We start from the raw sequence: 12,685 nt of genomic DNA on the forward strand, positions 1-12,685 counted from the left end.
AGACAACGCCGGCGCCGACCGGCTGACCGCCCGGGGCCAACGCTACCAACTGCAAGCAGTATGCCGCCAAGTCACCCCCGATGCGGGGAGTTCTCTGACGCGCGCGTGGCAGGCTGCCACACACTGGGTCTGCATGCGACCGTGAGGGGGACGAGCGCCGCGCATGGAGGCAGCTAACGACCCATCGCTGCCGGTCAATCTGAAGAACCTTGATGACCGCTTCGGTTGTCGAGCAGACAACTGTTCACGCAAGACAACAGCGGCTGTACGGCTTAAGCGGCCGGCCGAAGCGATATTCGAGCAAGTCCGCTAAAGGCTAATCAGAGTCACTCGAGGCGTGCGCAGCTGCAGCCACTCTGATGCTCCAGACCTCTACAACCCTATCTTGCAGGTCGGTGGGCCAGGAATGTGCCCGTCGCCGGATTATTTGCTGGCGCGGTCGTCGCCGGGCTTATCGAAGCCAATGACAGTATTGCTTTCACTCCGCACGTCGTGCCGGCAGCCGCGCTGGGTCTAGCGCTGATCAAAGCGATACCGAACGGAGCCGCTTCGCACCACACGAAACTGGTCGCGCGTTTCGGTGCCGGCCGGGTTCGGCAGGATCATCACAGTCCAGCGGGTCGGGTCGAACACGAACGGCACGTACAGGATGCGGTACCTGCGCTTTCTGTCCTCTCTCGCACTGCCGGCAACCTCAAGCTCTCGGGCCGTTAGCTCGAACTCGCCGCCAGCATCAAGCGCCGACTTAACCTCGTAGAGGTATTCGTGGCGCGCTGTCACGACCCGGAAGTCGTAGCCCAAGGAGTCGTCGCCTGCCGGGCCGGTGCAGAACTTTTCGCGGTTTGACGAGACCCAGCACTCGTCCGACATCTCCTTCTGATGGCGCCGGAAGAGTAGCTTCCACACCAGCCATTCGCTCGCCATGCCCATCGCTGTGCGGGTTGCATCGGACGGTTGGTTGCGCCAGATTCCGCCCTTGCCCCCACCGCCCCCGCTGGATCCCGGCCGCGGCTTGCCCGCTTCCTCCTGCTGTAGCAGGCGAGCGACGCGACTGCGGGAGAACCACTCGTTGCTTTGAGCGATGGCCGCGTCCGCGAGGTTCTCGAACTCTAGGATGAAGTTGGGGCTTCCGGTGTCCAGCGAGCGTCCCGCAAAAAGGATGCTGCGGCGCGTCACCTCGGCCTTTCGACTAAGCTCGCGAGCCTCCTGCTCTTCGTGCTTCAAGTCCTCCGCCGTCAGGCCCAAGTCATGCAGAGCCTCCGTGGTTGGCATGTTCGCTGGCCACCAGCCGGCGCGACGCAGCAGTGCCGGCAAAGCACCTGGCGCGATCGTCTCGAAGTCCAATAGACCGGCTTGGTCAAGCTTGCGCACGAGCTGCTGGGCATCGACCGCGCCCGCGATGCTCGATTGTTCGGCGCCGTTCTTCCTACACCAAGCGCGTATCAGGTTCGTTAGGTCCGCGTGCCGCGCCGTCACGTGCTTCCGGTTGGCTGCTACAACGACCTCCAAGGCCTCAAGCTCGACGGCGGGGTCGTCGGCCCCGAGCCTTCTCTCCGCCGCCAGATCTGCGTGGGCGATGACCCGGGCTTGATCGAGCTGCTCCAGCTGCGACAGCCACTGCGGATCGAACTGGATGAACTCAAGCGTTCGCAGGATCACGTACCCGTCGAGCGGCGCAGCGGCTTGCCAATCGGGCAGAAAGGCTCGCCTCAGTCGAGCGCGTATCAAGGGGGCCAACTCGGCGAGGTACGCACTGAAGAGGCGGCGAAAGTCCGCCTCGTCGTTCATCGGCGGGTAGCCGAGCTCGGCGAGCGTGCGGCCGAAGGCGGCGAAGCCCAAATTAAGCCGCACACAGATTGCCCTCTGGTCGTCGGTCTCGGCGACAACCTCGAGCAACTGGTCGGCCAACTCCGCCTGGAGTTCACTTACTAGCCAGGCGCGAAGCTGCAGGGCGGGGCCGAGCTGGGCATGCCGCTCCCGAAGCCGCTCGGCGGCCTCCATGTCTTTGAGGAAGGCCACTGCCGGGAGCACCGCGTCGACGCGGCGTTGTATGCCGCCCTTCGTCGCGGCGAAGTGCTCGCGCACGACGCTGACGTCTCTGCCAATGGCCCTGGCCAACATGTCCTCGGACGGCCCCGCCACACCGCCCGTGTAGCCGTCGCGCTGCAACCTTCCCAGCAGAAGCTCGAGCGTGTTGCGCCGCGATCCGAGCAGTTTGGTGAGCGCCTGCGATGCTTCGAGCAGTAGCGGCAGGTCGATGTTACTGTCAGTCCTCACGAGCAGCGTCGGGATTCGGGCGTGTTGTACTGCGTGCACTCGTTCCCCCCCGCGCACCGGTATCTCGAGCCCCGAGATAATGAGGGCGAATTCGCGGCAGCGCCTGACGCGTATTGCGCGAAGCCGACGGTCGAGCTCGTCCGTGGGCAGCGTCCGCGTCTCCAGAGGGTCGCCAAGGTGCTCGTGCGCCAGGACGGCCACATCGCTCAGCCATGACAGCCCGCCGGCCACCAGCGGGGGGGTGTCGGGCAAGGCCTCGAATGGGGCGCCGTCAACGACCAGCTGCACTTCGCCGGAGTTCGTTAGCCGCGGAGAAAAGCAGCCGGTCGCCTCGAGCAGTTCGCAGATCAGAGAGGCCTCGGTCTCCCCCACGTCGAGCACCGCCTCGCCTGCGTCGTTCAGGGAACGAGCAGCGAAGGCCTGAGGCTCGCTCGTTACGTAGATGACTGGCGGGTCCTGCTCGCTGCCCTTCAGAAGCTCGAGGCTTCCAGCCCGCTCCACTATTAGTTGAAGTGAGGCGGACAGCGCACTGCGGCTCTCTACGATGTCGGCCCATGCGCGGCGGACTTGGTCGCGCAGGTCGCGCCTTTCGGCGGCGGAAAGGTCCGGGGCCACCGCAGCGAGGGAAGCTAGCCGGTCGGGCGCGCTAGACGGGGCCGACCAGTCGCGAAGACCGATCTTGGGGTCGAATAGGATCGAGGGAAGCTCCTCGCGGGCGCCTGGCTCGGACTTAAATCGCGCCACGAAGCGGGGGGGATGCTGCCGGGCCACCGTCGTAGACCAGCTGTCGCAAGGCCGTGCAAAGACGACTTCGTCATAGCGGGCGCTCGCCGGCCACCCGCCATGTCGTAGGAAGACGTACAAGGGCGTTGGAAGAGTGACGGACTGATGCCCGTGCCACGGTCGGATGTCGAACTCGAAGTGCCTCTGCCCGTGGGCTCTCAGATAGGCGACCAGTAGATTCGAAAGCGCCTCCTTTGCGGAGTTCGGGAGGTGATCGTGCTCGAGCTGGCCCGGCACTCTCCATGCGTCGCTGCGCATGCTGTACTCAGTCTGCGGGTATAACAGCTTGTTCCCTGAAGCGTATTTAATCCAGGTCTCGTCGAACCCTACCTTCGGGTTGCCAGAACGCAGGAACGAGTTCCAGTGGCCGTTCGGCGTGCCCACACGACGCAGGTTGACAGCTACGGGTTCCAGTCCGTCCGGAACTTTGAGAATCTGCAGGAAGCGCGTCCAGTCCTCGCGCCTATCGTCGGCGCGCGCGCGGCCAGTTGGAGAAGGCGATCAGGAGGCGGTTGCGCTGCGCCTTGCAGTCCGGGGAAACGGGCGCGGCCTCGTCGAAATACTGCTCGAGCGTTCGTCCGAGGGCGCTCCACGACGAGGACATTAGGGCGTCTTCGGCGCGCATCCAGCCGCCCACGCACGGCACGCACAGATCGGCCTGACGCAGCGCGGTCTCGACTGACTTGTCGCCTGTAGCGAGCCAGACGCGAAAGGCCCACATCAGGCCTTCCTGTCGCTGGTTATCCGTTCCGGACTCCAGCGCCCCCTTGAGCGCAGCCAGCGCCTCGACGGGGTCGTAGTGCCGAAGGAGGCCTGCCTTCTCGAATCTGTTGATGACGTCGTTGGGGACCTCGACTTGCTGGTTCAGGAACCTGAACTTGCGCGCAATGGCCGAAGGGGGGTTGGGTGGCCCCTGGGTGCGCTTGCCGCGCGCGTCCGGCATCCGCGCAAACACGGGTGGAGCATCGTCCAGGCCATCCGCGGTTGCGACGAGAAGTTTGTTGTTGTCGCCCAGAAGCACCTTCCTGCCCACCAACGCGGCCAGGTCGATCTTCGACGCACCGAAGATCGAGAGCACGTCTTGGTAGAAGTCGCGCCACCCGGATGCGGTCTTTTTCTTCTTCGAAGAGAGATACTCCGCCGTCGCCTCGACCCATTCGCACAGCAGTTCCGCACGCAGATCGAGCGGCATAGACACGGCGGACGCTAGCGCCCTGATCCGGGAGAGCTGAGCGTCGGATACGCTCGCAAGGATATGGGCATCGGCAATCGACTCAAGCCGCGACGGGGTCATCTGCTTGGTCCGGACGTCCGGCCATGCGTAGAGCTTTCTGAGCGGCGCCCACTTGACGCCTGCGCTAGATGTAGCGGGCCAAATCGCGGCGTCTGTGATCGGCCGTCCGAGAGCCTTAAACGCTTCGACGATCGTCACTATCCTCGGGCCCGACCAGGCGGCCATGTCGATAACTGCTCTGGCTGGTAAGGCCAAACCTTCATCGACGATCGCTAAGCAGGCCTTCGCCGCGGTTTCGGCCGCGGCTTCAATCAACAGCTTGTTCAGCGGCAGGTCCGGCTTGATGGTGCGCCGGTCGATGTCCGCAAAGAACGGCGCGTCGATGTGGCCGGCCATCGGCGAGACTGCGTGGTCGTCCATTGGAAGAAAGTTGTACAAGCGCGGCGCGACTGCCTTATCGAGACACACGGCGATCGAAACGACAGCGTCGCCCTTCCAGGCAAGCCAGCGCTTAAGTGGCGGCGCCGCCGGAATGCTCTCTGCGACTGCCGCGAGTACGGCGTCCTTACGTAGTGTCTGCTTGACAACGAGAAAAGCGCTCCCATCGTTCAGCGTGACGCGTTGCATTCGAATGTTGGACGACGCGTACCGCAAGAGCGGTTCAACCGCGCGGGACAGCGTCGCCTTCTCGACCTCGACCCCGGCTCGAACGACCGAGACCTCCAGCGACGCGAGGCGATCGAGAAAGAGCTGGACTGGCGCGGCAGAGTTCGTCAGCGCGGCCACCTGTTTCTCTGCCAGTTCGACCTCGCGCGACGAAGCCAATGGTAAACAGACGACCGTCGCGTACCCCAGCGAGGCGAGGCGGCGCACGTCGTCCGACTGCTCAGTAACGGCGACGGGCACGAGGTAGCGTGGAATGTCGGCGGCGACCATAGCGGCCACCTCGGTAGAAGCACCAATCTCCTCCAAAAGCTCTGCGATCTCTTCGGTTGATGCGAACCGGAAGCAGTAGCCGTTGAACACGGGAGCCGGTATTTGGGGGCCAGCGGAAAAGATGTGGACGTCGTTGGTGAGCGCCTCGACGCTTCTAAAGCCGAGGCCCTTGTTTCCGATGCCTTCGCCGATCTCCTTATCGCTCGTCCCGATGTTGCGGATCGCGTCGAAGTTCGAGTGGGAGAAGGGGCGCCCCTTGTTGGCAACGAGCAGTATCCCCTTGTCGTCGTCTACCACCAAGTGGATGGCGACCTCGCCCTTCTCGCCGACGGCATGCGCGTCGTGGGCGTTCTGAAGCAGCTCAAAAAGGACGCGGTCGCTGTACTGCGTACCGATGATCTCGTTTAGGCTCCTCAGGCTCTCGTACACCTTCAGGCCGCGCCGCTGCCCGTCTAAAGCGTGCTCAAGCTGTGAGCGAGTGACGCTATCAATGAGCGCTGCGGCCGACGTGAGCTGCGCTGCAGATGTAACCACCAACTTCTTGGCGTAGCCGTCGTCCGTTTGTATCACCGCTTGATCCATACCTGGCCCCTTCGTTTGGACGATTTAGATAGCGCTTCCTGGAATGAAAGCAAGGTTTCGATGTTGTCAAAGGGACTTGCAGCACGGGGCGCTTTGATAGCTCGTCCCTCGCCAAGCACGGTGACCACTTGCCGTCGCACATCGGAAGTTACCCACGATTGCTACAGTCCGCAATCACTTTTCAGCGCACGCTCATGGCGCGTATCCTCACCCTCATCGGCACCGCCAAGCTCAACCACCTCAATCCCGAGGCGTACCTGCGCCATGTGCTGAGCCGCATCGCCGATCATCCGATCAACCGGATCGATAAACTGCTGCCCTGGGCCGTCGCTGCCGAGTTGGCGACCCTCGACGCGCCAACGCCATAACGCCATCAAGCATCACGACCTGGCTTCGCCGACCGTCGTCAAGGACGGTGATGGCCGGATGCTTACGCAGTTACTGAGCTTTCCCGTTGAGTACGTTACAGACAGTGCGAAGCTTTTCGTAACCCGATCAATTGAGTACTCGCACCATGAGCTTCGCTTCTTCGTAGACAAAGAGTACGTGTCCACACACGACGATGACGAAGACATCGACGATGACGACTGGGACTAGGCGCCAGAGAGGCTTGGCTGGCAAGCCGTAAATGGCGAGACGCATTGCGGACTGCTTCGGCGCCTCCGATGTCAGGACTCGTGCGTCCACTCTAGGCGTCGCGGCCAATCACGGAGTACTACCGCGAGGTCGTCGACGCCGCGAAACTGGCGTTCGCCGATCGGTTGGCGCCCGTGCTGGAGCCGGCTTAGACGTCGCGGGTCACCAACACCGGGACGCCCCAGTCATTTCCAACGAAGACATCGACCTCGGTTCCTTCCGGTCCAAAGAAGCTGGCGGCCGTTGCCCCTACAAGGTTCTCTTTGTATTTGAACGGGTCCGTCAGCAGGGGGACAATGACCTGAGCGAATTGAACGTGGTGTTCGCGGATCCAGCGTGCGGCATTTGCGAAGCGATCCGAGGCTGCGGGCTCGGTTGGCCAGAAATCAGTGTCGATCACTTCCAGGTCCCGGCTATCAAACCAGGCGCGAACGCGAAGCCCTCGCCACATCGCCACATGCGCCAGTTCGATCTCCAGGTTGGCGGCAGCCGCATCGTCCCAAAGGGCCTTGAATTTGATGTGGAACGTGTAAGGGCCAATCTCGTGTGGCTCTTCGAAGTTGAGGCCGCCGTTGATGAACGTAATTCGGGTCTTGTTGACCCGTGCCCAGCCGATGATCCCCCGATCTTCGTTGATGCACAGATAGCGGTGCTTCGGTTGAAGGTAGATGTACTCCAAGGTGGCCAGATACCACTCAAGTAACGACTGGCCTTTGACCTTCAGCGTCATCCGATCCCCCGCCCGCCGGACCGTACCGCGCTTGGGAAAGGAAAGCGTGGCTTCGCGGATTACTCCCTGGAGCTTCGTCAAACGCTTGCCGCGGATCTGGCGTGCGATAGCTCGGGCGGCGAACCCCGGCGAAGCCGGCCCCCTTAGAGGCGCCAGAGCCTCGTCGACCAAGTCTGCGGCTTCATTTAGCTGTCGGGCCAATTTCGTCAGCGGTCCAAGTCGCGCCTCCATTTGCTCAATCCGTTCCATGGTGATGTGGAATGCGTCCTCAGTCCAAGGCTCAATCAGGGCTTGAACGGCTCGAACGGCGGAGATGTCTCGAAACATGGCGGTCAGTTCGCGCCGCTTCGTTCCGCCGGAGGTCAGGTTTTGGCTCCCAACACTGGCAAACCGGCCCTCGACTAACACCACTTTGGCATGCAGGTCCTCGAGTTCGTAGAGTTCATGTCCGGCCTCTGCGAGCCGACGAAGTGTACGGATCGATGAAGCTCCGGTTGCGAAGAGTTCAGCCTTGAAGAGGGTGTAGATCCGTGCGGGGCCGGCGGCGGCCGCTATCACTTCGTCAGCCGTTCTCGATGTGAGATACGGGGAGAGGACTACAACCGATGGTTGCTCGTTCACCTCAGAGCGCCAGATTTTGGCGACACCTGCCGTCTGGAGCCAAGTGGCGACCGAGGTGAGTTTCACTTTGAGCCGTCGGATCATGGTTCTTCTTGTTGTTGGTGGCGATTCTAATCGTAGCTCGGGGGATCACGTGCGGGTAAGTGTAGACCGGTCGAGTAGCTGCGCCGCAGCCTCGACCGGCCTAGTCGAGCCTCGCTGCTTATCCCTCCTCGGCGATCACATCACCGCACCTCTGCCGGAAGGTCGCAATACCGGGTATTTGAGTCGGTAATGCTGGAGGGCTGATTACGTAGAGCCGCGCGCGACGGCAGTGCCGCCAGTGGACGTGAGAAGCGCAACTGAAGACAGCCGTCGCTTGTTCCGTTCCGACTGGGCGTTCCGAAAGCCACTTGCATTCACAGGCTAATGGCCGCTCGTGGCCGGTAGCCGCCATTGTGGCACGTCACGCCATCTCCCCGCTCGCACCTCTCAGAAGTCATCATTCGGGCCTGCCACGGCTGGCAGCGTTGGCGGCGCCAGCATGGTCGGCAAGTCTACCGGCCACCGCCGCCGAGCGTGCCGACGCCCCGTCGCAGCCGCACCGCGCACCCCGGTGCAGGCCGCGCACGCGCCCGACCAGAACACCGCACTCACTGCAGCACCACGCGCAGATAGGCCCACCAGTTGCCGGCACGCCGGTGAGAACCGTTCGTCCGCGAGCCGGCCAGCGTCCCCCCACAGCCCCGCGGTCCCGGCCACGGCCTGCCAGCGACGGCCAGCGGCGCGACCAACTACCCGCACACACACCAGCGGGAGAGCGCAAGACGCCAGCGCCCACATGCTGGCTCGCCATTCAGCCCGAACCGAGGCGACACCAGCGCCGGCCAACTCGCCCCCAAAGGCCTGCACCGCCAATAGGCGCCGACAGCACGCCGACCCAACCTCGATGCCGGAAGTGAACTGATGCGTGCGGGCGCCCGCGGCACCGGCCAGGCTGGCTGGGATCTTCGACACCGCGGATTGCCTGCAGGCTGAATCCGGCTCTGCCCCCGCGCGCGCCTGGCAGGCTACCGCAGACTGGGTCAGCATGCGACCTAGAGACGGGGACTAGCGCCGGCCACGGAGGGCAGTCGACGACCCCTAAGCGGACAGTCCTCGAGGCAAAAGAGGTTCGCACTCACGAGCGTCATCACGCCAACTCGAACAATAAACGCCATCTAATCGCCTAATTAGACGACCTATTGTGCTTTCCTTGTTTTTGTGCGAAGATTCAATCCGTCTCATGTGGACGCCAATCCTTTCCGTTACCAATCACTCAATCTGGAGATTGAATGCCTAAACGAACCAAGTATCCGGCCGAGGTCACGGCCCTTCTCCTCATCCTGAACGCGGAGCTGTTCGGCGCAGAGAAAAGCCGTGAAGTATCGCGATTTCGTATTTCGCGCACCGTCTTGCGGCGTGTTTCCGGCTGGGCGCGTCTGAGCGAGCCATTTCTATCGGATATCGCGGAAAATATGGCTGCCTATGGTTGGCGCTTTATTGAGCATTCCGATACTGAGTTCGCCGCGATTCAAACCGCCAAGATGTCTACTTGGCCGAAGTTGGGCCATAAGCGCCTGATCGAAAAGGGGCTGCTCGGTTCCAGCGAAAGCGACATCTACAACGCCTACGATCGTGACCATCCAGGCGATGAAACAGTCGATGATGAGGTCGAATAACTCGACCCTATTCCGTGAGATCGGGGCGCAAAACTGAGTGTCCCGGCCCTCTTTGGCGCAGCCTGAGCTAAAGGAAGTCGTCGGTGCTCGACGGGGCAGCAGACCTCAGAGGCCGCTTCTGGCTGCGGCCATTGTAGCGGTGGCATGCCTCCGTCCGCTCCCAGCTCGCGCCGCTCAGAAGTCACTGGGCGATCCAACCGTGGGCGGCACGCTGACGCTGGCGTCGTCCTTGATCGTTGGCCACTGGCCATCAGTGCCGACCGTGCACGACGCGGCCATTCAGCGCTTGCTGGAACAACACGAGACCGGAGTCTTGGGAGTGCCCTCACAGCGCCACCGGCGCCGCGGCCGACCTCGGCCGGCACCACCACGAGTTGCGCCAGAACGCCGGGCCTACCTCGTGGCTGGGATCGTGCCGACGCGCGCGAGCGCCGGCGACGCCGGTCGAGCGGGCTGGGAACTAGAGAACCGCCGCTTACCAGCCCGCCGGCGCGGGCTAGGCAAGCGCCCACCTGGCCAACGCGCGCACTGAAGCGCCGCGCCCGGCTCGCGCAGTGCTCGCCTGCGGTCAGGCCCACCAACTCCCGCCGCACCGGAACGAACCGTTCATCCGCGAGCCGGCTAGCGCCCGCACTGCCCCGCGGCACCGGCGGCGCCCGGCCGGGCAACCAACTGCCGGCACCGACACCACCCGTAGAACGCAACACGCCAGCGCCCACATGCTCGCTCACCATGCAACCGGAACCGAGGCGACGCCGGCACCGACTAGCTGACCGCCCAAGACCAACACCACCAGCTGCCAGCAGCAGGCTGCCGAACCAGCCTCGATGCGAGGAGTGCGCTGACGCGCGAGAGCCAGCGGCGCCGGTCGGACCTGCCGGGACCTAGGCAGCCAATTTCCGCTTGCTCGCCCGAGTCATGCAGGCGACCTGACGTCGCCGGCGACCCAACGGGGCCAGAGCCCGCCGCACCGGATACCTAAAAAACCGCGTCGCCCTTTGCCTTCCAGGCGAGGATCTTTGCCGAGATGACATGACGGACGACTGACGACCCAATACCGTCCGTCCTCTCGAAGGGAGCACTCAATGAATCGACTGCACTGTACGCCGCCCAGAGGATCAGAGCGGCCCAGAGACTAGTCCCCGACGAAAATACGAGTATTGGACCCGAAGGGTTGCCATTTGGGCACATGGGATTCGACTTGTCCATCCGCCCGCAGCCAGTGGTGCGCAGCACCCGGGAGCATCTCTGGATGCAGCGGATGCACAGCATTGGGATTGTGGTACACGTCCATTCCTTCCATCCATGTCTCGTTGTGGTTAGAAGAGTTTACGTCGTGATTGAAGGATGTTGGTCGCTCGGAATTTGGGTCAATATTCGCGGCAGCCCCCTCGCGCACCAAGTGGACGCGCTTGGAACCAAATCCCGCAAGAACGCCCATTCGATTAAACTTGGCCATCGTGGCGCTTGCGTTGGAAATCACGGCGCTAATGTTCTCGGCGCCGGGCAACGCAAAGAAGCCAGACGCCACAGTCTTCTGTCCCCAAACGTGTACTTCGACCTTCTTTGGGGTAGTAACGAGAGTACCCGTAACATCCTTTTGCCACTCCCACACCCTGCCATAAAGGTAGATAGGCAGCGCCGTCCTGCTCTTGAGCATGGAGCCGGGCGCGTGGAAGTCTTGGATAGCGAGAACCAATGGATGCCCCCTGACATTTTCCTTTTCCCAATACTTCTTGCCGAGCTTTGCAGTCAGCGGCCCCGCGAATCGAATTGGCATGTAATGCCTCTGAAATGCCTGTACCTGTTCTGCCGTGTCCAACGGCGGGGGGGGCACCAGCTCGCCGGTGGATGTGCGGCTGGGATTCACCGTCGTTGCCTCAACAAACAACTCGCCGAAGGCGTTTCGTGCACAGAAGTCAGGCATGGCGAACGCCTTGTCAAAGATGTAGCCAGACTCAACCAGCGCTGCGAACAGGTACAGCTCCCAGAGCCTAGCATCGAAGCCAGTCGTTTGAAATTGCTCGACGAAATTGCCGTCCGCGTCCTCGTACCAACGCATCATGGGCTTGATCAGCTCAATGGCTGGCGAGTACTCTTCGAGTGAAATGATGGTCGAGAAATCGACGTTCAGCTTTGCTTTTGCAACGATGGGGGTGAAGAATTCAACGGGCTTTCCTTTCTCGTCGCCCTGCGCTCTCTGCCTCCCGAAATCAGCATGTATTCTCTCAACAAGGTCAGGCGCCGCAGCCAGCGCCTCGTCCACAGTGTCGAAAAACTTTGTCATTTCGACCATGCGATACCGCTCCTTGAGGTCTCGCACAAGCAGCATGGCCGAGTAGTCGCCATCCGTGATGTCGCGAATCACGACTACAAGCACCTCCTCGTCGTAAGCTTCAAGCCACCGCACCTCCTCGCCAGCAAGAAGTGCGAAAGGCTGCCGGCAATACGCGGCCAGCGCCTCAAAACGAACCTGTTTGATGTCTTGCATCCCCCCCCCAAACGTGAAGATGGCGCGCCCAAACTTCCTCTCTTAGACCATTCAGGACCGCGCTCATCGTCATATTCTGCCTACTGCTGAGTGCCTGAATGTGGGCGGCGACGTCCATTGTAGCGGCGTGCCCGCCCCGGCCACCGGCGGCGGCCGGGCTGCCGGGTTTTACCGAGCCGTCAGTTGCCAGCATGCCGGCGCGGGCCAGGCACGCGCCCGACCAGGCCGCCGCACTCGCTGTAGTGCCAGCACGGACAGACCCACCAGCTGCCGGCACGCCGATGCGAACCGTTCATTTGCGAGCCGGCCAGCGCCCGCACAGCCCCGCGGCGCCAGCCGCTGCCGGCCGGCGGGAGCCAGCGGCGCGACCAACTGCCGGCACGCACGCCAGCGGGAGAGCGCAAGACGCCAGCGCCCACGTGCCAGCCCGTCATGCAGCCCGAACCGAGGCGACGCCAGCGCCGGCCAGCTGACCGCCCAGGGCCAACACCACCAGTTGCCAGCGCATGTCGCCGAATCGACCTCGATGCGGAGAGTACGCTGACGCGCGCCTGGCAGGCCGCCACACACTGGGTCTGCAAGCGACCTAGAGACGGGGACGAGCGCCGGGCACGGAGGGCAGTTGCCGACCCACAACCGCCAATCATGGCCGCGCATGTTGAAGACCCGCTTTCGATGGTACAACGGCCGTTCTT

At 62.8% G+C, this 12,685-nt stretch carries 5 protein-coding genes and 1 pseudogene; 2 read left to right on the forward strand and 4 right to left on the reverse strand.

Translation table 11 applies throughout. The features are described from left to right. Positions 1-513: 513 nt before the first annotated feature. Positions 514-3,318 (reverse strand): protein NO VEIN domain-containing protein, encoded by a 2,805-nt coding sequence (locus tag ACKI2N_RS32705; protein ID WP_420996537.1) that lies wholly within the window; start codon positions 3,316-3,318, stop codon positions 514-516. Positions 3,319-3,523: 205 nt separating this feature from the next. Next, positions 3,524-5,812 carry a sacsin N-terminal ATP-binding-like domain-containing protein gene (locus tag ACKI2N_RS32710; RefSeq protein ID WP_420996538.1) on the reverse strand — a complete coding sequence of 763 codons (2,289 nt, stop codon included), beginning with the start codon at positions 5,810-5,812 and terminating at the stop codon, positions 3,524-3,526. A gap of 197 nt (positions 5,813-6,009) precedes the next feature. Between ACKI2N_RS32710 and ACKI2N_RS32715 the strand changes: the two are divergent. Then, positions 6,010-6,180 (forward strand): annotated as a pseudogene (locus ACKI2N_RS32715) (transposase domain-containing protein); the annotation flags it as partial. Positions 6,181-6,596: 416 nt separating this feature from the next. Here the strand turns inward: ACKI2N_RS32715 and ACKI2N_RS32720 are convergent. Beyond that, complete coding sequence (locus ACKI2N_RS32720; protein WP_420996539.1) at positions 6,597-7,883, reverse strand: phospholipase D-like domain-containing protein; 1,287 nt, start codon at positions 7,881-7,883, stop codon at positions 6,597-6,599. A gap of 1,229 nt (positions 7,884-9,112) precedes the next feature. On the opposite strand from ACKI2N_RS32720, the gene ACKI2N_RS32725 reads away from it, so the two are divergent. Continuing rightward, the gene (locus tag ACKI2N_RS32725) at positions 9,113-9,499 is read left to right on the forward strand and encodes a hypothetical protein (protein WP_420996540.1); all 387 of its coding nucleotides are present in this window, start codon (positions 9,113-9,115) and stop codon (positions 9,497-9,499) included. A 1,135-nt stretch (positions 9,500-10,634) separates the two neighbouring features. On the opposite strand, the gene ACKI2N_RS32730 is transcribed toward ACKI2N_RS32725, so the two are convergent. Beyond that, positions 10,635-11,990 carry a hypothetical protein gene (locus ACKI2N_RS32730; protein WP_420996541.1) on the reverse strand — a complete coding sequence of 452 codons (1,356 nt, stop codon included), beginning with the start codon at positions 11,988-11,990 and terminating at the stop codon, positions 10,635-10,637. Between the last annotated feature and the right edge of the window lie 695 nt (positions 11,991-12,685).

It is taken from the genome of Cupriavidus sp. 30B13, from assembly GCF_049059565.2.
In the GTDB taxonomy this organism is placed as follows: Bacteria; Pseudomonadota; Gammaproteobacteria; order Burkholderiales; family Burkholderiaceae; genus Cupriavidus.

Bases quoted from the DNA above. Each gene is read 5' to 3' on its own strand.
- ACKI2N_RS32705 (WP_420996537.1), bottom strand. From the start codon at position 3,318: ATGCGCAGCGACGCATGGAGAGTGCCGGGCCAGCTCGAGCACGATCAC.
- ACKI2N_RS32710 (WP_420996538.1), bottom strand. From the start codon at position 5,812: ATGGATCAAGCGGTGATACAAACGGACGACGGCTACGCCAAGAAGTTG.
- ACKI2N_RS32720 (WP_420996539.1), bottom strand. From the start codon at position 7,883: ATGATCCGACGGCTCAAAGTGAAACTCACCTCGGTCGCCACTTGGCTC.
- ACKI2N_RS32725 (WP_420996540.1), top strand. From the start codon at position 9,113: ATGCCTAAACGAACCAAGTATCCGGCCGAGGTCACGGCCCTTCTCCTC.
- ACKI2N_RS32730 (WP_420996541.1), bottom strand. From the start codon at position 11,990: ATGCAAGACATCAAACAGGTTCGTTTTGAGGCGCTGGCCGCGTATTGC.